This window comes from Lentzea pudingi (assembly GCF_014646255.1).
Classification (GTDB): Bacteria; Actinomycetota; Actinomycetes; order Mycobacteriales; family Pseudonocardiaceae; genus Lentzea; species Lentzea pudingi.
On record NZ_BMNC01000002.1, the window covers coordinates 995,539 to 1,016,979 of the forward strand.

General features: G+C 67.6%; 23 protein-coding genes. 7 read left to right on the plus strand and 16 right to left on the minus strand.

Annotation, left to right across the window (positions count from 1 at the left end; translation table 11 throughout):
• Positions 1–325 precede the first annotated feature (325 nt).
• Complete coding sequence (locus IEY88_RS10565; RefSeq protein ID WP_229693236.1) at positions 326–1,240, minus strand: hypothetical protein; 915 nt, start codon at positions 1,238–1,240, stop codon at positions 326–328.
• A 39-nt stretch (positions 1,241–1,279) separates the two neighbouring features.
• Entirely contained in the window at positions 1,280–1,480 is a 201-nt protein-coding gene (locus IEY88_RS10570; RefSeq protein ID WP_189154413.1) for an LPXTG cell wall anchor domain-containing protein, read from the minus strand.
• On the opposite strand from IEY88_RS10570, the gene IEY88_RS10575 reads away from it, so the two are divergent.
• Entirely contained in the window at positions 1,449–1,946 is a 498-nt protein-coding gene (locus IEY88_RS10575) for a hypothetical protein (RefSeq protein ID WP_189154414.1), read from the plus strand. The genes IEY88_RS10570 and IEY88_RS10575 overlap by 32 nt on opposite strands.
• Before the next feature lie 97 nt (positions 1,947–2,043).
• Here IEY88_RS10575 and IEY88_RS10580 read toward each other — a convergent pair whose 3' ends face one another.
• Both IEY88_RS10580 and IEY88_RS10585 read right to left on the minus strand, forming a co-directional pair.
• The gene (locus tag IEY88_RS10580; RefSeq protein WP_189154415.1) at positions 2,044–2,394 is read right to left on the minus strand and encodes a hypothetical protein; all 351 of its coding nucleotides are present in this window, start codon (positions 2,392–2,394) and stop codon (positions 2,044–2,046) included.
• 9 nt (positions 2,395–2,403) lie between these two features.
• Entirely contained in the window at positions 2,404–2,631 is a 228-nt protein-coding gene (locus IEY88_RS10585; protein WP_189154416.1) for an SCO4848 family membrane protein, read from the minus strand.
• A 61-nt stretch (positions 2,632–2,692) separates the two neighbouring features.
• Between IEY88_RS10585 and IEY88_RS10590 the strand changes: the two genes are divergently transcribed.
• On the plus strand, positions 2,693–3,961 hold the full coding sequence (locus tag IEY88_RS10590) for a D-alanyl-D-alanine carboxypeptidase family protein (protein ID WP_189154417.1): 1,269 nt from the start codon (positions 2,693–2,695) through the stop codon (positions 3,959–3,961).
• Between the two features lie 58 nt (positions 3,962–4,019).
• Here the strand turns inward: IEY88_RS10590 and yhjD are convergent, their stop codons facing one another.
• From yhjD to IEY88_RS10635, 9 genes are all read right to left on the minus strand, one after another.
• The gene (gene yhjD, locus IEY88_RS10595) at positions 4,020–5,006 is read right to left on the minus strand and encodes an inner membrane protein YhjD (protein WP_229693237.1); all 987 of its coding nucleotides are present in this window, start codon (positions 5,004–5,006) and stop codon (positions 4,020–4,022) included.
• A 24-nt stretch (positions 5,007–5,030) separates the two neighbouring features.
• Positions 5,031–6,056 (minus strand): tryptophan--tRNA ligase, encoded by a 1,026-nt coding sequence (trpS, locus tag IEY88_RS10600; RefSeq protein ID WP_189154418.1) that lies wholly within the window; start codon positions 6,054–6,056, stop codon positions 5,031–5,033.
• Between the two features lie 28 nt (positions 6,057–6,084).
• The gene (locus IEY88_RS10605; RefSeq protein ID WP_189154419.1) at positions 6,085–6,276 is read right to left on the minus strand and encodes a hypothetical protein; all 192 of its coding nucleotides are present in this window, start codon (positions 6,274–6,276) and stop codon (positions 6,085–6,087) included.
• A 123-nt stretch (positions 6,277–6,399) separates the two neighbouring features.
• Positions 6,400–8,922 carry a bifunctional FO biosynthesis protein CofGH gene (locus IEY88_RS10610; protein WP_189154420.1) on the minus strand — a complete coding sequence of 841 codons (2,523 nt, stop codon included), beginning with the start codon at positions 8,920–8,922 and terminating at the stop codon, positions 6,400–6,402.
• Positions 8,923–8,983: 61 nt separating this feature from the next.
• Entirely contained in the window at positions 8,984–10,645 is a 1,662-nt protein-coding gene (locus IEY88_RS10615; protein ID WP_189154421.1) for a TIGR03767 family metallophosphoesterase, read from the minus strand.
• A gap of 160 nt (positions 10,646–10,805) precedes the next feature.
• Entirely contained in the window at positions 10,806–11,600 is a 795-nt protein-coding gene (locus IEY88_RS10620; protein WP_189154422.1) for an exodeoxyribonuclease III, read from the minus strand.
• A gap of 11 nt (positions 11,601–11,611) precedes the next feature.
• On the minus strand, positions 11,612–11,830 hold the full coding sequence (locus IEY88_RS10625; protein WP_189154423.1) for a hypothetical protein: 219 nt from the start codon (positions 11,828–11,830) through the stop codon (positions 11,612–11,614).
• Between the two features lie 10 nt (positions 11,831–11,840).
• Positions 11,841–12,143 (minus strand): SH3 domain-containing protein, encoded by a 303-nt coding sequence (locus tag IEY88_RS10630; protein WP_189154424.1) that lies wholly within the window; start codon positions 12,141–12,143, stop codon positions 11,841–11,843.
• A 177-nt stretch (positions 12,144–12,320) separates the two neighbouring features.
• Positions 12,321–13,544, minus strand: a complete 1,224-nt coding sequence (locus IEY88_RS10635) for an NADP-dependent isocitrate dehydrogenase (protein WP_189154425.1) — start codon at positions 13,542–13,544, stop codon at positions 12,321–12,323.
• 261 nt (positions 13,545–13,805) lie between these two features.
• Here IEY88_RS10635 and IEY88_RS10640 point away from each other — a divergent pair, with 261 nt between their 5' ends.
• From IEY88_RS10640 to IEY88_RS10655, 4 genes are all read left to right on the plus strand, one after another.
• The gene (locus tag IEY88_RS10640; protein ID WP_189154426.1) at positions 13,806–14,612 is read left to right on the plus strand and encodes a metal-dependent hydrolase; all 807 of its coding nucleotides are present in this window, start codon (positions 13,806–13,808) and stop codon (positions 14,610–14,612) included.
• Between the two features lie 78 nt (positions 14,613–14,690).
• Positions 14,691–16,199 carry a PHP domain-containing protein gene (locus IEY88_RS10645; RefSeq protein WP_189154427.1) on the plus strand — a complete coding sequence of 503 codons (1,509 nt, stop codon included), beginning with the start codon at positions 14,691–14,693 and terminating at the stop codon, positions 16,197–16,199.
• Complete coding sequence (locus IEY88_RS10650) at positions 16,196–16,678, plus strand: hypothetical protein (protein WP_229693240.1); 483 nt, start codon at positions 16,196–16,198, stop codon at positions 16,676–16,678. Before IEY88_RS10645 ends, IEY88_RS10650 begins: the two co-directional genes overlap by 4 nt.
• A gap of 10 nt (positions 16,679–16,688) precedes the next feature.
• Positions 16,689–17,633 (plus strand): ribose-phosphate diphosphokinase, encoded by a 945-nt coding sequence (locus IEY88_RS10655; RefSeq protein WP_189154429.1) that lies wholly within the window; start codon positions 16,689–16,691, stop codon positions 17,631–17,633.
• Between the two features lie 7 nt (positions 17,634–17,640).
• Here the strand turns inward: IEY88_RS10655 and IEY88_RS10660 are convergent, their stop codons facing one another.
• The 3 genes from IEY88_RS10660 to IEY88_RS10670 form a co-directional block, all read right to left on the minus strand.
• Positions 17,641–18,471, minus strand: a complete 831-nt coding sequence (locus IEY88_RS10660) for a radical SAM protein (protein ID WP_189154430.1) — start codon at positions 18,469–18,471, stop codon at positions 17,641–17,643.
• A 97-nt stretch (positions 18,472–18,568) separates the two neighbouring features.
• Positions 18,569–19,180 (minus strand): histidine phosphatase family protein, encoded by a 612-nt coding sequence (locus IEY88_RS10665; RefSeq protein WP_189154431.1) that lies wholly within the window; start codon positions 19,178–19,180, stop codon positions 18,569–18,571.
• A gap of 32 nt (positions 19,181–19,212) precedes the next feature.
• Entirely contained in the window at positions 19,213–20,265 is a 1,053-nt protein-coding gene (locus tag IEY88_RS10670) for a hypothetical protein (protein ID WP_189154432.1), read from the minus strand.
• A 451-nt stretch (positions 20,266–20,716) separates the two neighbouring features.
• Here IEY88_RS10670 and IEY88_RS10675 point away from each other — a divergent pair, with 451 nt between their 5' ends.
• Entirely contained in the window at positions 20,717–21,427 is a 711-nt protein-coding gene (locus IEY88_RS10675) for a hypothetical protein (protein ID WP_189154433.1), read from the plus strand.
• Positions 21,428–21,441 lie beyond the last annotated feature (14 nt).

The window sequence follows — 21,441 nt, forward strand, 5'->3', positions numbered from 1 at the left end:
GGCTTGACCTTGAGCCTCTGGCGGGATGCGTGACGGCCGGAAAAAGGCCGGGCTGAGAAGCGCCCGGCCGTGCCCGTGAGGGTGGCATCCCGCCCCCTCAAGGTAAAGCCCCAATCGCCCTTCACTGGGCCCACCGGAACCCATCGAGGACAGGTTCACACGGCTCGCTTCGCATCGCCACTGCTTGGCGTGACCCAGTGCTCAAGGCTCACACGGCTCGCTTCGCATCGCCACTGCGTGGTGTCACCCGGTGCTCAAGGCTCAGACGGCTCGCTTCGTATCGACACAGCCAGACCAACCCTTCTCTCCGATGAGCGATGCTCTCTCAGACCACCTCCACGATGTGCACCGGTGGCCGTGGCCTTGCCGCTGCTGCCTTGTGTGCCGCCTTCAGTTCTCGCGCCACCGCCTCCGGGTGGTCGCGCAGGCGGGTCGGAAGCGTTTGCACCACGAGGATTCCCGCCGCCGCGTAACGACTGTTGCGGGCGAGGGTGCGTTCGTAGTCGCGCGGGCCGTAGTGGAAGGCCTTCGAGTCGATCTCCCACGCCAGCCCTACGTCGTCGTACCAGGCGTCCGGTCTGGCGATGACCAGGCCGTCGGCGCCCGCGATCGTGGTGTTCCAATGCGGGGTGGTCAGGCGGATCTTGCGGGAGAGGCGGCGGGCGTCTCGTTCGGCCACTGATTCTGCGCGGCCCAGTTCGCGCAGCACTGTGCGGACAAGCTTGGTGCCGAAGCGGTTCGTGCGGGCCTCTGAGGCCAGTGCGGCGGGCGTGCAGCGGCCTCGTTGGATGGCGGCGGCTATCAGGGCCGTCGCCTCGTCCACGGAGCGCAGGAAGCGGCACGCGTCCACCACGGCTCTGGCCGCGGACACCACGGGGAAGCCGTTCAGGTCGGAGGCGGCGGGTACCGGGGAGGCTCGTTCGAGGATCAGGGTGCCGGTGCCGCGCATCGAGCCCGGCACCAGGACGTGGATGTCGGTGCCTCGGGCAGGTAGGCCGTGCAGGCGGCAGGCCCAGGCACCGGTGACCACGGCTCCTGGGCCTGCGCGCAGGAGGGCCGCGGTCAGCTGTTGGTCCGGGGTGGGCGGGCCGTTGTGCAGCAGCACGACGCCTGGGTGCATGCGCTGCCACGGCCCGCCCGGGGCGCATCTTCGCCACGGATTGGTGACACCCAGTGACTTCAGGGTGCCGGCACTGATGACGCCGAGATCGCTGCGTTCGCGCAGGTGTTCGATTCGCACGTCATCAGTGTGACGAAGAGCACCGACAGTTCCTGGCGGTCAGCGCCTGGGCTGACGCCTGGCGCGGTCGAGCAGCATCAGGATCGAGCCGCCGACGAGCATCAGCACGCCGAGCAGCAGTGTCCACACCGGCGAGGTGCCGGTGTTGGCCAGGCGGTTGTCCTGGTGCACCGGGGGCGTGGCCGAGGTGGTGGTCGCCGGTGGCGTCGTGAGCCGCGGCTTCGTGGTGGTGGTCGTCACCGGTGGCGTGGTGGTGCCGGACGTCGTCGTCGAGGTCGGCGGCGTCGTGGTGGACGACGACGAGGTCGTGGTCGACGACGTCGGCGTGGTCGTGGTGGTCGACGTCGTGTCCGTCGTGGTCGACGTCGTGTCCGTCGGGGTGGACGTCGTGGTGGTCGTGGACTCAGTGGTGGTGGTCACCGGAGTCGTCGTTGTCGTGGACTCGGTCGTGGTGGTGGTCACCGGCGGCGTCGTCGTCGTGGTCGAGGTCGTCGTGCACGGAGTCGTGGTGGTCGTCGTCGGGGTGGTCGTGGTCGACGACGGAGGCTCTTCGCCTCGCGGCGACGGCGCGCGCCATCCCGGACGTTCTTTCGGGCACCACGCAGCGGCGCACACCTGGCCATCCCCGGAGGCCGAGGCCTCCGGGGCGGCACCGTGCAGTGAGACGACCGTCAACACTGCCCCGGCGGCGAGCACACCGATATAGGCGATACGTGACATGCCACGGATGGTTGCGCGCGGGTACAGCACGTCGGGGGAAAAGCAGGCTCACGTCACCCGCGCGTGATCACTACATCGCCCGATCAGGTCCAGAAGACGGCGACACCGACGTTCAGCACGACCAGCGACGCGGCCGTCGGCAGCAGCCAGGACGGTGCCTTCGGCTTGCCGACGTTGATCGCCACGACGGCGGCGATGGCGACGACGACCAGCAGCTTGACGCCGATCTTGACGTGGTCGTACTTCACCGCGTCGACCAGCGGGTCGATGGCGACCAGTGCCACACCGGTCAGCAGTTGCAGAGCCGCACCGTGCAGCCAGCCCTTGTTGACGGGCGCGTCCTTGCCGGCCTTCGCCTGCAACATGATCATCGCGACCAGCATGCCCATGCCGAGCAGGTGCAGGAACACCAGCAGCAGCCGTACGAAATCCACAGCGTTTCCTTATCGACGTCGAGTGGCGAGGAATCCCCGCACGCCCAGCACGCCGATGACCGTGCCGAACACGAGCGAGGCGATCACGAGCACCAGGTGCACGGTGAAGAAGGCCGTGGGTCCGTCGCTGAACGAACGCGGGTCCTTCCAGATGTTCCTGAGGAACGTGGGCCAGATCACCCACGACCACACACCGAAAGCCACCAGGAAGAGTGACATCGGGCGCGAGAGCTTCACGTTCACCAGTATCAGACGTGGCGCGTGCAGGCGGCGAAACGGGGGTGGATAGCCTGAACGTGTGCCCTTCCCAAAACGGCTCATCGTCGCCCTGGTCCTAGCAACGGCCACCGCCGCGTTCGCCGCACCGACGAGCACCGCACAGCAGGCCGCCGGCTCGGCGCAGTGCGCTAACCGCGAGACCCCGCCGCCACCGGTGGACACGTCCGAGCAGCCGGCGCCCGGTCAGAAGGCCCCGACGCCGCTCGAGGTGCCGGAGAAGCCCATCGGCGGCGACCGGCTGGGCGAGTGCGGCCTGATCCTGCCGCCGAACTCGGCGCAGCCGCCCAGCGGCATCACCGCGGCCTCGTGGTTGCTCGCGGACATGGACAGCGGCGCCGTCCTCGCCGCGTACGACCCGCACGGCCGTCAGCGCCCCGCGAGCATCATGAAGGTGCTCCTCGCGATGGTCGTCGCCAAGGAACTGCGGGGCGACCTCGTCGTCACCGCCAGCGCCGAGGACACGCAGCAGGAGTGCACCTGCGTCGGCCTCAAGGACGGCGGCCAGTACACGGTCCGCCAGCTGATGCACGGCCTGCTGCTCACCTCCGGCAACGACGTGGCGCACACCCTGGCCCGTCAGCTCGGCGGCGTGCCGAACGCCCTGCGCAAGATGAACGCCATGGCCAAGGAGCTCGGCGCCCTCGACACCCGCGCCGTGACCCCGTCGGGCCTCGACGGCCCCGGCACCAGCACGTCGGCCTACGACGTCGGCCTGATCTTCCGCGGCGCGATGAAGTACGACGAGTTCGCGCAGGCCATCAAGCTGCAGCAGTCGCAGTTCCCCGGCCGCAACGGCGGCACGATCATGCTTCAGAACGACAACCGCATGCTCACGAACTACCAGGGCTCGCTCGGCGGCAAAACCGGCTTCACCGACGACTCGCAGCACACCTACGTGGGCGCGGCCGAACGCAACGGCCGCCGCCTCGTCGTGGTGCTGCTGCGCGGTCAGCAGACGCCCACGCGCATCGACAGCCAGGCCGGCAAGCTCCTCGACTACGGCTTCGCCATGGGCCCCGGCGGTGTCGGCAAGCTCGTCGACGGCGCGCCGCAGCCGAAGCAGAACGTCGTCCCCACCCAGAGCTCCAACAGCAACTCCCCGGACGTGGCGGCCGACGCGGAGACGGGCCGCCCGACGCCCACCGCGTTCGGCACCGTCGGCCTCCCGATCACGGCGGTCGCGGTTCTCGGCCTGCTGGCCGGCCTCGTGCTGGTCGTCCGCAACAAGCGGGCCAAGGCGGCCAGGGCACGCCGTCAGGCCTCGCAGCAGGCGGCTCAGAGCTTCTGAGGCACCAACGACGACGGCCCCAGCGCACGCGCGCTGGGGCCGTTCTTCGTTCTGTGGGCTACTTGCGGCGCCACCGAAGTCCGAGGACCGCACCGAGCACCGCGCCGGCGCCGACCATCAGCGACGGCGAGGGACCCTGCCGCACCGACACCACGGGCTGGATCACCGCGGGCGGCGGCGCCTTCACCACCTCGGGCTCGCGGTTCTCCCTGGCCGTGGCCGTCCAGGCCGTGATGAACAGGATGAACTGCGCCACGAGGTTCGCGAACACCAGCACACCGATCACCGACCCGAACGCGGCCGAGGTCGGTGACTTCGTCGTGAACGACAGGAAGATCGTGGCGGCCTGCTTGAGCACCTCGAAGCCGATCGCACCCGCCAGCGCGCCGCGCAGCGCGCTCTTCCACCCCACGGGCTTGCGCGGCAGTCGCGCGAGCACCCACAGGAAGACCATCCAGTTCGCCAGCAGCGACAGCAGGATCGTGCCGATGCGCAACAGGACGTGCGCCCAGCCCGCCTCGGCCAGGCCCATCCACTCCAGCACCTGCTCGGCGAAGCCGGTGCCGAGCGCCGTGATGCCGAACGACAGCACGATCGCGAGCCCCAGGCCGAGCAACGACAGCAGGTCGCGCCACAGCGTGCCGAGGAACGGCAGATCCCCCTTCGCCTGACCCCACTGCGCGGTCAGGGCGTCGCGGAGGTTGCTCATCCAGCCGAGGCCGGAGTAGGCGGCACCGAGCAGGCCGATGATGCCGACGGTGCCCTTGGACTCGAGCGCGGTGTCCACGGCCTCGTTGATCTGGGTGCGCAGCTGCTGGTCGGGCACCGCCTCGGCGATGCTGCTCCGCAGCGAGGCCAGCAGGTCCGGCTGCGACTGCAGCACGAAACCGGCGACCGCGAACCCGATCATCAGGATGGGCACGAGCGAGAGCACGCTGAAGTACGTGACCGCAGCGGCGTGCTGGGTTCCGTACCTCTGGTCGAACCGCTCGTACGCACGGAAGATGTGGTCGAGCCACGCGTACTTCTGCCGCCACTTGTCCACGCGCAGAACGCTAGTGCACTTGCACTACTCGGGCAGAACAAAGCCGATCTTGTCGTACGTACGGCGCAACGTGCCGGCGGCGACCTCGCGGGCGCGCTCGGCGCCGGAGGCCAGGATCTTGTCCAGCGACGCCACGTCGTCGAGGTACATGCGGACGCGTTCCTGCACCGGCGTGACCCACTCGGTGAAGACCTCGCCGAGGTCCTTCTTCAGGTCGCCGTAGCCCTTGCCGTCGTAGTCGGCGACCAGCGACTCGACCGTGCGGCCCGTCAGCGCCGAGTAGATCGTCAGCAGGTTCGAGACGCCCGGCTTGTTCTCGACGTCGAAGACGACCTCGCGGCCCGTGTCGGTGACCGCGGACCGGATCTTCTTCGCCGAGCGCTTCGGGTCCTCCAGCAGCTCGACGACGCCACCGGGCACCGACTTGCTCATCTTCGCGGTCGGTTCCTGCAGGTCGAAGATCTTGGCCGTGTCCTTGACGATGTACGCCTCCGGCAGGCGGAACGTCTTGCCGTAGCGCGAGTTGAAGCGCGTCGCCAGGTCGCGGGTCAGCTCCAGGTGCTGGCGCTGGTCCTCACCGACCGGCACGTAGTGCGCCTGGTACAGCAGGATGTCCGCGGCCTGCAGGATCGGGTACGTGAACAGGCCGACGCCGACGGACTGCTCCTGGCGTGCGGACTTGTCCTTGAACTGCGTCATCCGCGACGCCTCGCCGAAGCCGGTCATGCACTGCATGATCCAGCCGAGCTGGGCGTGCTCGGGGACGTGCGACTGCACGAACAGGGTCGCCCGATCCGGGTCGATCCCCAGCGCGAGCAGCTGCGCGGCCGAGACGCGCGTGTTCTGGCGCAGTTCCTTCGGGTTCTGCTCCACGGTGATCGCGTGCAGGTCGACGACGCAGTAGAACGCGTCGTGCGCCTCCTGCAGGGCCACCCACTGCCGCACCGCACCCAGGTAGTTGCCGAGGTGGAACGACCCGGCCGTCGGCTGGATGCCGGACAGGACGCGGGGGCGCTTTACGGGCTCTGCAGGCGCGTTCTCCGTGGACACGGACGAAATCTTCTCAGACCGGGGTGGATCAGTTGTGCGTGGTGTCCTGCGGGACCAGGTCGATGCGCTGGTTCGCAGCGATCACCGGGGCCGGCTTGCGCCGCTTCACCAGGCCGTACACCATGCCGCCGACGCCCGCGGTGACCGCGATCAGGCCGACGGGACCAGCAGCGGTGCCGGTCATGCTGCTTTCGACCGCAGCGCTCAGAACCAGACTCATGCCGTGCACTTGCCGAGCCTCCCCAAGGCACAGACCCACCCCGGAACGGGTGAACCTTGCTGACTGATTGGCCGCCAAGCTACCGATGGCCGGTAGCGTTCATGCGCCGAATCAGACTATCGGTCACGGATGATCGGATCGCACTCGCCCATATGTCGTAGTCCGCTGACGCGCGTTACGCCCTGCTAGTGATGCCAGGGTTTCAAGCTCACTCACAGTGCGCGCCGATCCGTGCTCGGACCCGGCCATGCGGCTGATGGTCTCCTCCATCAACGTGCCGCCGATGTCGTTCGCACCGCCGTTGAGGATCTCCGCGGTGCCCTCGTCGCCGAGCTTCACCCACGAGCACTGGATGTTGTCCACACGTCCGTGCAGCGCCAACCGTGCGAACGCGTGCACGGCGCGGTTGTCGCGGCGGCTGGGACCCGGACGGGCCACTCCCGCCAGGTAGATCGGGGCGTTGCGGTGCACGAACGGCAGCGCGACGAACTCGGTCAGCCCGCCGGTCCGGTCCTGCAGGTCCGCGAGCACCCGGAAGTGCGTGAGCCAGTGGCCGGGGTGGTCCACGTGGCCGTACATCATCGTCGACGACGAACGAATGCCCAGCTCATGGGCCGTGCCGACGACGTCGAGCCAGGTCGCGGTCGGCAGCTTGCCCTTGGTCAGCACCCAGCGGACGTCGTCGTCGAGGATCTCGGCTGCCGTGCCGGGGATCGTGTCGAGGCCGGCTTCCTTCAGTTCCGTGAGCCACTCGCGGACGCTCACGCCCGCCTTCGCCGCGGCGGAGACGATCTCCATCGGGCTGAACGCGTGGACGTGCATGCCGGGCACGCGCTTCTTGATCGCGCGCACGACGTCGGCGTAGTAGGTCACCGGCAGCTTGGGGTCGATGCCACCCTGCATGCAGACCTCGGTGGCGCCGTCGTCCCACGCCTCCTGCGCGCGGTCGGCGACGTCCTCGGTCGACAGCCGGAACGCGTCCGCGTCGCGCTCGCGCTGGGCGAACGCGCAGAAGCGGCACCCGACGTAGCAGACGTTCGAGAAGTTGATGTTCCGGTTGACGACGTACGTGACGTCGTCGCCCACCACCTCACGCCGCAGGTCGTCGGCGAGGCGGACCATCTCCTCCAGCGCCTCGCCGTCGGCCGTCAGCAACGCCATCGCGGCGTCGGTGTCGCCGAGCAACGCGCCGGGGTCGTTCGCCGCGATCTTCAGTCCACGTTGGACGTCTTCGGAAAGCCGTTGCGGGGCAACGGGGATCTTCAGCTCGTCCCAGTCGCCGTAGACCTCGTCGAAGTCGCCGCGGCGGTCGCTCGTGCGGCCCTCGGTGTCGATCGCGGTGTTGAGGTCGGCACGGCCGAACGTGTCGAGCCCGCCGTCGGGCTCCTGCCACTCGCGGCCGACCACGGCGGCGTCCGGGTTCGCGAGGCCGTTCTCCAGCGCCAGCGCGGAAACGTGCGCGGTGAGCCGGGTGTCGATCCACTGCCCCGCGGCCGCGCGGACGTAGCGCGGGTAGACGTTCAGCCGTTCCTGCAAGGAGAAACCGGCTTCTCCGGTGATCTCGACGAGCTGGTCGACCTGCGGCCACGGCTTCTCGGGGTTCACGTGGTCGGGCGTGATCGGCGAGACGCCGCCCCAGTCGTCGACGCCCGCGCGCAGCATGAGGCCGAACTCGCCGCCGACGAGGTTCGGCGGTGCCTGCACGCTCACGGTCGACGGCATCACAAGGCGCGCAACGGCGATCGTCGCCGCGAGCTCGGTCAGGTCGGCGTCGGGCATGCCGCGCATCGCCGTGTCCGGCTTGGCGCGGAAGTTCTGGATGATGACTTCCTGGATGTGCCCGTACTGCTTCGCGACTTGACGCATCGCGAGCAGCGACTCGGCTCGCTCGGTGATCGTCTCCCCGATGCCGATGAGGATTCCGGTGGTGAACGGGACGTTCACGCGGCCGGCGTCGGTCAGGACTCGCAGGCGGACTGCGGGATCCTTGTCGGGGCTGCCGTAGTGCGGGCCGCCCTTCTCGCTCCACAGCCGCTCGGCCGTGGTCTCGAGCATCATGCCCATGCTGGACGCGACGGGCCGCAGCCGCGTCAGCTCCTCCCAGCTCAGCACGCCGGGGTTGAGGTGGGGCAGCAGCCCGGTCTCCTCCAGCACCGCGATGGCGCTGGCCCGCACGTAGTCCAAAGTGGACTCGTAACCGCGCGCCTCCAGCCACTCCTTCGCGGCGGGCCAGCGTTCCTCCGGCCGGTCGCCGAGCGTGAAGAGCGCTTCCTTGCACCCCTGCGCGGCGCCGGCGCGGGCGATCTCCAGCACCTCGTCGCGTTCGAGGAACGCGGCGGGAAGCTTGTGCGGCACGGTCGCGAACGTGCAGTAGTGGCACCGATCCCGGCACAACCTCGTCAGCGGGATGAACACCGACCGGCTGTACGTGACGATCCCGGCACGCCCCTCGGCGAGCAGGTGCGCGTCCCTCACCTTGCCCGCCGCTGTCAGCAACGAGTCCAGGTCGTCCTCGCGCGCGTGCAGCAACACGGAGGCCTCGGTCGCGTCGAGCACGGCACCGTCGGCGGCCCTGCGCAGCGCACGCCGCATGGCCGCCGCACTCGGACGGGACTGCGGTGGGGTTAGCGAGATGTCCACTGCCACGTCAACGACCTTAGGCCGCTGAAATTCCTGATCACCCCGCACCGGCTGTGGGACATCCCACTCAGCGGACGGCCACGAGCAGCTCCGTGTTCCGGTCGAGCGGTGTGCCGAGGGGGTTCGTCCGCGAGTGGATGTCGTTGTAGGTGAACTCCCGGCACAGGCTGGCGAGTGCCGTGTCGCTGCGGTCGTCGTAGTCGACCTGGTAGGGCGCATCCGCTTCGAGCAACGTCGTGAACAGCGACAACGTGCCGTCACCGTTGTCCGCCACCTCGATCACGCGGGCGTGCTGCGGGTAGTCGACGTGCGCGGCGGTGTTGATCTCCCAGAAGCTCCGTGCGGGTGTGTCGTGCCGGTGCGGGGTGATGACGTTGCGGTGTGTGTGGCCGTTGACCCACGCCAGCACGTTCGGGAAGCGGTGCAGGAGGTTGAGCAACGCGTCGCCGTTCAACCGAGGGTCGAACGGGCGGCGCTTGTCCGGCAGGACATTGCCCATCGTCGAGCTCGTGTGGTGGCTGAAGAGCACGAACAGCTCGTCGGTGACGTTCTGCCGTTGCGGCAGGCCGAGCCAGTCGTAGTAGAGCGAACTGTTGCGCTTGAGGGTCTTCTCGATCCAGTTGAGCTGATGCAGCCCTATCGAGCCCGTGGAGAACCCCGCGAGGTTCGTGGTGTCCATGCTGATGCCGGTGACACCGGGCGCCATCCGGAACGTGTAGAAGACGTCCACGCCATCCGCGTTGGCGTCCGTGTAACCGTGCCCGCCCGACGGCAGATGCTTGCGCACGTACTCACCGGTGTTGAACAGCCTTCGCCTCGGGTCAGGAGTCACGGTCCGGACGACGCCGCTGTTGCTCGCGAGAATGGCGAGGGTCTCAGGGATCGCCGTGGGATCGTTGAACGCCCGCGCGACCTTCGCGTTCTGCACGGGGTCACCGAACCCGACGATCTTCTTGCGGCCGGTGTACCAGCTGTCGAGCAGCCCGTCCGGCAGCGCGCCGACCACGCTGTCGTCGTGGTTGCCGATCGTCGAGTACCAGGGGATGTTCAGACCAGGGCTGGTGAACTCGCGGACCGCCGCGTCGAGCAGTCCGTCGAGTTGGGGGAAGCCCTTCGCCTTGTAGTCGTCGCTGCCGCTCAGGTCCGGCTGCCAGAACGTGCTGATGCCCGCGTTCTGCACGCCCTCGTACCTGCTGTCGCCGGTGTTCGGGGTGATGCGACCGCCGTTGAGGACCGCGAGGTACCAGTCGAGCTCGACGTTCTCGTGGTTGTCGGTGTTGTCACCGGTCGTCATGAGGAAGTCGAAGGGCCTGCCGGTCAGCGGACCGTTCTTGATCGCGTTGACCCGGCGGACGAGGCTCGTCGAACCCTGCGCCGTGAGCGCCTCCTGCGGCCGGTGCGCGCTGGACCCCATGATCGGGTGCAGGTACTCGAACCGGAGCGGGCTCTGCGCGTCACAGATGTGCATGTCGCTGAACTGCACGAAGCTGGCCAAGGCTTTTCGCCTGGCCTCCCTGTTCGGCTTGGCCGCGATCAGGTCGCCGCGCACGACCGTCGGCCAGCCGGGACCTGCCTGGAGCCGGCGATAACCGCTGGTCCCGATCGGTGCGGCCGTGACGTCGAGTGTGGTGCCCGCGGTCGACGCAAACGCTTGGCGGTCGAGCAGCGGCACGCCTGCCGCGCCCACACCCATCGCCAGGAGGAAAGACCGCCGGTTGAACCCTGCCATAACCGCCCCCGATTCATCGATGGTGAATCGTGTTCATGTTCAGGGAGCGGCTGGGTTGAATCGAGCCGTCAGGTGGGTGACAAGAGCGATAAAGGCTGGTCGGGCTGAGCCAGTCGGGTCACTCGGCGAGGACCTCGTAGCCGGGCTCACCGCTCCGGCATCAGTCGCCGTAGACCACGGTGACCGGCGCGTGGTCCGACCAGCGCTCCGCATACGTCGCCGCACGCTCCACCACCGCGGTCCGCGCCCGAGCCGCCAGCCCGTCCGTCGCGACCTGGTAGTCGATCCTCCACCCGGAGTCGTTGTCGAACGCCTTCCCGCGGTACGACCACCACGAGTACGGCCCAACGACATCGGGGTGCAAAGAGCGCATCACGTCGTTGTACCCGGACGCGAACACGGACGTCATCCACTCCCGCTCGTACGGCAGGAAGCCGGACTCCTTCTGGTTCGTCTTCCAGTTCTTCAGGTCCGCCTGCTGGTGCGCGATGTTCCAGTCACCACACACGAGCACCTCACGGCCCGAGACAGCCGCCTTCTCCCGCAACGACACCAGGTACGGCAGGAAGGCCGACATGAAGCGGTCCTTCTCGTCCTGCTTCTCGGTGCCGACGTCGCCGGACGGCAGGTACAGCGACGCCACGACGACGCCCGGCAGTTCGATCTCCACGTAACGGCCGCTCGCCTCGAACTCCGAGACGCCGAAGCCCACACGGACCGAGGTCGGTTCAACGCGCGAGAGAACGCCCACGCCCGCACGGCCCTTCAACGAGGAAGGCGCGTACACGCCGTGCCAACCGGCGGGCGAGTGGACCTCCTCAGAAAGCTCGGAGGGTTCCGCGCGGACTTCCTGCAGGCACACCACGTCCGCCGAGGAAGTGGCGAGCCACTCCAGGTAGCCCTTCTTCGCGGCGGCGCGCAGACCGTTGACGTTGACCGTGGAGACCGTGAGCACGACCGAGGAGCCTACTGGGAGGCGAGGCCCCAGGGCTTCGGGTACTCGGCGTTGCAGCCCGCGCAGCGTGCGGTCAGGTCGAGGTAGCCCACGAGGGTCGCCATCTCGTCGCGGGGCAGGGCGAGCTGGCGTTCGCCGTAGACCTCGGTGTAGAGGCCCTGCCACTCGGGGTCGCAGGAGCACTGCACGACGCTCTTGCCCCTGCCCCACCGGAACATGTTCCGCAACATGCCCGCGAGTTTACTTGCAGGTCGAGTCGCTGGTCAGCGCGACGAACGACTGGCTTACCCAGCGGCGGTCGCTCAGCATCCGGTAGCCGTTCTCGACGCGGTCCTGGGCTTCGGACACCGCGTCGCGCGGCATCGTCGAGACGATCGGCTGCATGTCGCCCGGGCCGGAGCGGACGTTGAGGATGTCCGCCGTCACCGTGATCTTGCAGATCTCCGACCCCTTCTCACTGCCCATCGGCTTGCCGCCGTTCGCCGCGTACATCACGCCGGCGACCCCGAGCACACCGATGACGATCATTCCCCGAACCGGCACACCGAACATCTCGTACCCTCCGCACACCACAAGCCCTGGAACAGCAGATATAGCGGCTGAAAGGCCTGTGTGGACGGCTCGGCGCGGTTACCACCCGCAAGAGGAACCGACCGGGTGACGCGCAACGGGAAAGGCCACCCCGGTGTGACCGGGGTGGCCTTCAGAAGCGGGCGTGGATCAGAAGGACGCCATCTTCTTCTTGAGGTTCTCGTCGAGCGCGGCGAGGAAGTCCTCGGTCGTCAGCCACGCCTGGTCCTTGCTGATCAGCAGGGCCAGGTCCTTGGTCATCTGACCGGACTCGACGGTCTCGATCACGACCTCCTCGAGCGCCTCGGCGAAGCGGATCACCTCGGGGGTGCCGTCCAGCTTGCCGCGGTGCATGAGGCCACGGGTCCACGCGTAGATCGACGCGATGGGGTTCGTGGAGGTCGGCTTGCCGGCCTGGTGCTGGCGGAAGTGACGCGTCACGGTGCCGTGCGCGGCCTCGGCCTCGACCGTCTTGCCGTCCGGCGTCATCAGGACCGACGTCATGAGGCCGAGCGAGCCGAAGCCCTGCGCGACCGTGTCGGACTGGACGTCACCGTCGTAGTTCTTGCACGCCCAGACGTAGCCGCCCTCCCACTTCATGGCCGCTGCGACCATGTCGTCGATGAGGCGGTGCTCGTAGGTCAGGCCCTTGGCGTCGAACTCCGCCTTGAACTCGGCGTCGAACACGGCCTGGAAGATGTCCTTGAAGGCACCGTCGTAGGCCTTGAGGATCGTGTTCTTCGTCGACATGTAGACGGGGTAGCCCCGCTGCAGGCCGTAGGAGAACGAGGCGCGGGCGAAGTCCTCGATGGACTTGTTGTAGTTGTACATGCCCATCGCCACACCGCCCTCCGCTGGGAACTCGGTGACGACGTGCTCGATCGGGTCCGAGCCGTCCTCCGGCTGGAACGTGATCGTGAGCTTGCCGGCGCCGGGCACCTTGAAGTTGGTGGCCTTGTACTGGTCACCGTGGGCGTGACGGCCGATGATGATCGGCTTCGTCCAGCCCGGGACCAGCCGCGGGACGTTGGAGATGATGATCGGCTCGCGGAAGACGACACCGCCGAGGATGTTGCGGATCGTGCCGTTCGGCGAGACCCACATCTTCTTGAGGCCGAACTCCTCGACGCGCGCCTCGTCCGGCGTGATCGTGGCGCACTTGACGCCGACGCCGTGCTTCTTGATGGCGTTGGCGGCGTCGACGGTGACCTGGTCGTCGGTGGCGTCCCGGTGCTCGATGCCCAGGTCGTAGTACTCCAGAGTGACGTCCAGGTACGGGTGGATCAGCTTGTCCTTGATGAACTGCCAGATGATCCGGGTCATCTCGTCGCCGTCAAGCTCGACGACGGTGCCCTGAACCTTGATCTTGCCCATAACTCCGGGCGCTCCTCTCGCGACGATGCAAGCAAGACAAGCGTACTGGTAGAACGCCCACTCGTGCCTGCGACCCTGGTTACACCGATTCAGGCGCACCATAGCCCCCGCGCCTGCGCCCAGCAGCGGACGCGGTGCCTCCTTCATGGCTACCACGCGCGGTGCAACAGAACCGCTCCGACAGGCGTGTTGAGAAGCACGCCGGTTCGAACGTGCGAGCGATAAGGTCTCCCTGTCGGGTGATCATCAGAAGGGGCGTAAGTGTCAACTGGGCCAACACATGCGATGAGCGGGCTGCTCGCCTGGAGCGCTGTCACCGCACTCGCGTCGACTCACCCGATCGGCCAGCTCTCGCCGCAGAGCTGGGCCGTGGGAGCGGTTCTCGCCACCGGGGCAGCACTCCTGCCCGACCTCGACCACCCCGGTTCGACCATCTCGCGCACGTTCGGAGCACTGAGCAGCGGGCTGTCCGCGGGCATCAACGCGTTGAGCAGCTTCGTCTACCGGACCACCCGGCTGAAGAGAGATTCCAAGCGGGACGGCGGACATCGCGGTCTCACGCACACGCTCGTCTTCGCGATCTTCTCCGCCGTCTTCACCGCCGCGGTCATCCAGAACAGCCAGAAGTGGGCGCTGCCCGTGCTGATGTTCGTGTTCGCCGGTCTCGCGGTGCGCGGCATCATGAACGACTGGTGCCCCAAGCAGGACGCGTTGCTGATCACCGTGGTGTCGGCGGGCATCACCTGGGCGATGATCGCGTGGACCTCGCAGACGGACGCTTCCGCGGCGGCGTGCGGGATCGCGGTCGGCATCGGGTGCTTCGCGCACTACGTCGGCGACGCGATCACCGAGCAGGGCTGCCCGATCCTGTGGCCGATCCCGATCTTCGGCAAGACCTGGTACCCGGTCGCGCCGCCGAAGATCATGCGGATGAAGACCGGTGGCGTGGTGGAGATGGCCATCGTCGGGCCGGTCGTGACGATCCTGTCGATCTGGCTGGGACTCGCGGCGTTGCAGGGCACCGGCGCACTGCCGTTCCTGGACTGGGTGGACCTGCTTCCCGTCTAGTTCATCCGCAGTCCACCTGCGCCACACCCGATCGGCCTAGCCTCCACGGACCCCGACCCGTCTCGTGGAGGTCAAGCCATGTCCGAAGTAGCTCGCAGACGCTTCCTGCAGGGAGCGGGCGTGCTCGGTGTGGCGGGTGCGCTGGGGAGCGGAACGGCGTCGGCAACGTCCCGCTACCAGTGGCTTTCCGGTGATCACCACGCGCACACGCAGTACTCGTACGACGGCATGTACACCGTCGAGCAGCAGATCCGCGGCGCGTTGCGGCACGGCACGGACTGGCTCGCGGTCACCGACCACGGCCACGCCTCGCACGAGGCGCACTCGGTCGAGGCGACGGCGGCCGATCTCCGCCGAGCCGCCCGGAAGTTCCCGCAACTGCTGCTGTGGCACGGGATGGAGTGGAACGTCCCCGGCGCCGAGCACGCGACGTTGTTCTTCGAGGACTGCCACGACGAGGCCGGCGTGCTGCGCGACTTCGAGCGGCAGTTCGACTGGCGGCTCAACGGCGCCGAGGCCTCGAACCCGGCGAACGAGCGCAAGGCGCTCGACGCGATCCGGTTCCTGCAGACCAAAATCCGCAACGGCACCATGAAGTCCGCGCTGGTGTTCGTGAACCACCCGATGCGCAACGGCCGGGTGGCGCCCCACGAGCTCCGGGCCATGCACGACCTGGCACCCGACATCGTTGTCGGCATGGAAGGCGCACCGGGAGCGCAGGGCGACGGCGACCCGTTGCGCGGTCCGGGCGGCCATCGCGGCGGCTACGCGAACAGCCCCGGCTCGAACTCGTACACGCCCTACCCGCCAGAGGCCTACCGGACCTACGGCGGCTTCGACTGGATGACGGCGAAGGTCGGCGGGGTCTGGGACTCGTTGCTCGCCGAGGGCCTCGGCTGGTGGATCACGTCGAACTCCGACTCGCACTTCAACTCGCGCGACACGATCGTCCGCGTGCCGGAGCCGGGCAACCAGTTCGATCTCACGGGCAAGCACCTCGACGCGGTCGAGGGCGCCGTGCCGCAGGTGGCGCCGCCCTACGTCGACTTCTTCCCCTGTGAATTCTCACGGACCGTCGTCGGCGCGACCCGTCGGACGCGCGGAGCCGTGATGGAGGGCCTTCGCGCAGGCCGGGTGTGGGTGTCGCACGGAGGCCTGGTCGACGACCTGCGTTTCGACGTTTGCGCAACCGGCGGAACGCAGACGATGGGCGGGCGGCTGCGGGTCCGCCGCGGCTCGGACGTGACGGTGCTGGTCAAGGCACGTCTCGCAACTCGCCCCAACAGCGCGGGATTCGTGCCACGATTGCGCCGTTTGGACCTCATCAAGGGCGCGGTAACCGGACGATCATCATCTGAAACGTTGGCCACGCCACATGTGAAGGTCGAGCGATCCTACGAGCCGCGCTGGCACCATGCGGTCTTCACGCACACGTTCCGCAACGTCCGGGAGCCTTTCTACCTCCGGTTGCGCGGAACCGACGGCAACCGCGGCGCGTTCGAGCCGCAGGCGGACGCACCGGGAGCCGCGAACCCGTGGGAGGACCTGTGGTGCTACACCAACCCGATCTTCGTGGAGGTCAGGTGACCAGCACCTTCGTCGGCGTCGACGCCGGCTATGAAAACCGCTGGGAAGCGGAGAAGATCGCGTTGGAGCTGCACGACACCGTGCTGACCACGGCCCGAACGGTCGCGGTGCACGAGGTCGACAGCCACTTCGCGATGTCCTTCCTCCTGCCGGTTCCCCCGTCCGACGCAGTGGTGAACTCACTGGTCGCGCAGGGTTTCGGCGTCGCTGTACGTGGTGCGTCCTCAGGACGACTGGTAGGCCCGGAGGCGCTTCGAGTAGGCGCCTCCACTGCTGCCGAGGCCCACCAGTACCGCCGCGAGGGGCGCGCTCTGCGGTACCAAGGCCAACGGTCGTTGCGCGGCCGTCACGGCGTGTCGGACATCATCGCGTTCACGGCCATAGAGGCCGTTTTCCCGCGCGGCACCCATACGGTCGACACGCGCGGAAACCTGATGCCGTTCTTCCGCGACGGCAAGTTGGTGCTGGTCATCGACTAGGTTCGCGGATGTGCGTGACATCGCTGTCTTCAGTGGTTCTGCCCATCCCTCACTCGCCGCCGAGATCTGTGGCCACCTCGGTGTCGATCTCTCGCCCAGCCGGCTGACGCGGTTCGCCAACGACTGCCTGGAAGTGCAGTTGCAGGCGAACTGCCGTGAGCGGGACGTGTTCCTGATCCAGCCGCTGGTGCCGCCCGTCCAGGAGCACCTGGTCGAACTCCTGCTGATGCTGGACGCTGCCCGTGGCGCCTCCGCCGCGCGCACGACCGTCGTCCTGCCGCACTACGCGTACGCGCGTTCGGACAAGAAGGACGCACCCCGGATCTCGATCGGCGGCCGCCTGGTCGCCGACCTGATGGTGGCCGCGGGCGCGTCCCGGGTGCTGGCGATGACGTTGCACTCGCCGCAGGTGCACGGGTTCTTCTCGGTGCCCGTCGACCACCTGCACGCCCTGCGCGAACTGGCCGCGCACTTCTCCCGGTACGACCTGTCGAACACCGTCGTGGTGTCGCCGGACCTGGGCAACGCCAAGGAGGCCGCGCACTTCGCGCGGATCCTCGGGCTGCCGGTCGCGGCCGGCGCCAAGCAGCGGTTCGCCGACGACAAGGTGCAGATCTCGACCGTCATCGGCGACGTGGGCGGGCGGGACGTGATCGTGCTGGACGACGAGATCGCCAAGGGCTCGACCGTGATCGAACTGCTGGACAAGCTGCGCGAGCGCGGGGCCGGGTCGATCCGGGTCGCCTGCACGCACGGGCTGTTCTCCGCCGGGGCGCTGGACCGGCTGCAGGCGTTCGACGACGTGCTGGAGATCGTCGCCACGAACACCGTGCCGATCCCGGACGACAAGGTGGTGCCGAAGCTGGAGGTGCTGTCGATCGCGCCGGCGATGGCCGAGGCGATGCGGCGGATCAACGTCGGCGAGTCGGTGTCGACGCTGTTCGAGGCCCCGTAGTCACTGGTCAGAGGTGGCGTTCGTACCTGGTGTGCTGGTCGTGCCGCTGAGGATCGATGCGAACGCCTCCCGCGAGCTCGCTCAGGTGCTCCGTCAGGAACGACCCGACCTTGCGGTGCCGGCCGTCGCGGATCGACTCGTCCAGCGTGACCCCGTAGGCGAACCCGTCTGGGGACACCATCAGGTACGCGTCGACCTTGTCCGAGTTCGCCAGCATCTCCAGCGGACCCGAGTAGGTCTCGCGAGCCCTCACGAACGCGTCCGCGAACTCCGGGAACGCTAGCTCGTGCACGGCCCGGTTCGTCCACCCCAGCTCGATCGCGCTGAACTGCAACAGCTTCCAGCTGCGCACGCACGGATGGCCTTCCAGCAGGGTCCCGATCCGGTGCACGTCACGCGCGTTCACCGCGCTCACCACCGTGCGCACCGAGACCTGGATGCCCTCCTGGTCACACCTCGACAGCGCGTTCACCACCCGGTCGAAGTTGCCGCGCCGGCCTCGCATCCTGTCGTGCCCCTCCGCGACCGCCGAGTCGAGGGAGAGACCGATGTGGTCGCACTTCCGGTAGGCGGACCAGAGCAGCTCGGACGTGTGATGGCCGTTCGTGTGCACGATCGGCACCAGGCCGATGTTCTCGGCGCAGGAAACCAGAAGAGGCAGGTCCACCCGCAGGCTCGGGTCACCGCCGGCGAAGACGACGGCGCCCGCGCCACCGGTCCTGATGGCGCGCAGCAGCCGCACCGCCTCATCGGTGAGCAGCGGCTCCCCGGTGGTGCGGTAGCAGAAACCGCAGCGCAGGTTGCAGTCCGACCAGCACTCCCAATGGACCTTCCTCACCCCGGCACCCGCCAGGGAGTCGACGCAAAGCTCTCGAACCCGGTCTCCGCACCCTCCGCAAAACCGCGTCTGCATCACACGCCCCCTCAGCGCGGGATCAGGTCTTCGGGCGCGAGTCGGGATCCCCGAACACGACCTCGGATCCGACCTCCCAGTCGGAGGCGGAGCCGTGCAGGCGCGTCCAGCACCCGCCGAGATGAGGCACCGCGATGTTCGGCAGCCCCTTGGCCTTCCGCAGCGACCGGATGACGCCACCGTGCGTCACGACCAGGACCGGGCCCTCTCCCAGTTCGGTGAACTTCGCCAGCACGTCGAGAGCCCGCAGCGTCACCGCGGTGTCGGTCTCACCGTTGGGCGGGCCTTCGACGGCTCCTGCCTCCCAGGCGGCCAGGTGACCAGGCCACCTGGCCTCGACCTCGGTGGGCGCCAGACCCTTCCAGTCGCCCATGTCGCGTTCTCCGAGGGCGCTGTCGCTCACCACGTCGTGAAGCCCGACCGCCTTCGCGAAGATCTCCGCCGTCTGCCTGGCCCTGAGCAGTCCCGAACAGACGACCAGCCGAGGGTGCGCACCCGAGGAACGGAGCCTCAGCGCCGCGACCTCGGCTTCCGCTCTTCCCTGCGGCGAGATCGGCTCATCGGAATCGCCGTGCCAGCGAGCCCTGCTGTTCGACAGTGTCTCCGCGTGCCGAATCAGAATGAAGGACTGCAAAGTAGTCCTGCTTCCCAGCCTGGCCTCGGCTTTTACTGAACCCGCCATTTCCGCACCGTCCTATACGCTTTGGGCGCTTCTTCCACGATGAAGGGAGCACCGATACCGCCACCGAAACCGATGAGAATTTCTGCCCAGTTGTCGACGTCAACCGGGATGAATGCGGCCGCGATGACCGCGATGGTCAACCACAGCTTCCACCACCTCTTCAGGAAGCGCCACACGATAGCGCCCCGCCGAGGACTGATCGAGCGATCCCACGCGTCGTCGAACACGCGTTGGAAGAGCCGCACGAGATTGGGCACCAGCCCCTGCGGTGACCCGAACTCGACCATCACTCCTTCAAGGCTTCGCTGGCTGTAAGGATCGTAGATGTCATAACGAACCACACCACCGTCGACCGAAACGCAGGTGGCCAGTTCCATGTCCTCCTGCGAGCTGCTGAGCCGCACCTCGACCGTGTCACGATCGTCGAACTGCTCGACCCACTGCCGAATTCGAGTGGCAGAGATGGAACGCATGGTCTCACCGCGCCACTTGGCGACCAACGATGGCACCGCGAGAAGAATTCTCACTCGAACACCGGCATCGGCGCGCTCGCGGAGTATTCGCACCGTCTCGTCATAGGGTGGCGTCGCCAGCATCGGGAGACAGATCTCCTGTTGCGCGGAACGCAGCAGATCCATGAAGGTGTGATAGACGACTTCGTCCTTCATCGCACCCAGGACCCGCACATGCGGTTCGAGATTCGCGCGCATCGCGAGCAGCTGGTCGGGAATGCCCGGGTCGCCCAGCTCCGTCGCTATGAGCTCCCGGAGCTTCGGCACCTGGTGCGTCAACGTCGTCCCGTACGAACCCGTCTGCTGAATCCAGCCTCTCGTCAGCAGCTCCTGTATCGCCCGCCGGGCGTCCGCGGCCGACTCCAGCCCGGAATACTGCCGGACAATCTCCACCAGCTCGGCTTCCGGCCGCGCATGCGCACGGGTCGCCATGACCACGGCGAGCACGGACGCCGATCGGGACATGCCTTTGCGCTGGAGGTCCTGGGCCAGTTTGACTTCGCTTCTGTCCAACGCAGCTGCCACACTGGACCTCCGGTGCCAACCTCATGCCGAGCTTACCGATCCTCTAGAGATCTGTATGTCTTCCAGGTGGTCGAACGTTACTTCCGCCTTCCCATTCAGAGCATTGAACAGAGGGCAGCGAAGCACGTACCGTACAGGAGCAACACCATCGGGTTTGCCCAGTTCACAGCTTCGTTCCAGCAAAAACCGCACGTCCGCACGCGACCTCGAAACAAGAAGGTTCACCCGATTGGGTTTAAGCAACGCACACGACGACAATCAGGCGAACTGATCATTCATTGACAAAAGCATGAAACTGGCCATCACATCGGACACCTGATTCGCAGCGGGCTGGAAGATTTTCGCCGCACACGATCATGATCTCGACGCAACACCGCTGACGGAGACGAGCACGGCACCTCCCTGCCAGAGACCGGCACAGATTGAGCTCAAGATTCTCAGTGGAGACCAGATGATCGGATCTACCCACGTCATTTCGGCACTGCGACCCCTGGCCGTCGCGAGAGCCGCCGAGAACACGAACGCCGCCTGGACGGAACTCTCGAGGCTGTCCGTGGAGCAGCTCGTGCAGGAACTGCTGTCCGACCCGTCGGAGGCCGTGCTCCGGGAAATGGCCGCGCACTCGTACTTCCACGACAACGGGTTCGCGAAGCTGAGAATCCCGCTCCCCGCGGGCTGTCCCGGCCAGTTCCGCATCCACCTCTGGGATCCCGCGGCCGCCCCGCCCGCGCTTCCCCAGGACGCCCACAACCACCGCTGGCCCTTCATCTCCAGGATCGTGGCCGGCACGGTCACGCAGACGACGTACGTCGCCGAGGGCGATCCCTCAGGCGACCACTTCCGCTACCTCCAGCTCCCCATCGCGGCCGCCCCCGGCTACCGGTTCAGCCCGCGAGGCACCTGCACGCTGCACGAGGACGCTGTCGAGCAGGTCGCCTCGGGAACGGGCTACTACCTCCCACCGCACACGGTCCACCGCGTCAACTCGACCGGCGGGCAGTTCACCGCGACCGCGATGCTGACCCTGAGACCGATCAGGGAGTCGACCGACCTGTACAGCCTCAACCCGGCGAAGGGGAAGGCACTGCCACCCGACCCACCGCGGTTCTCGACGGACGTCCTCCGCCGCCTGCTGGCCCGGCTGCGCGAGAACCTCGACTAGGCCGGCCGCCGAGT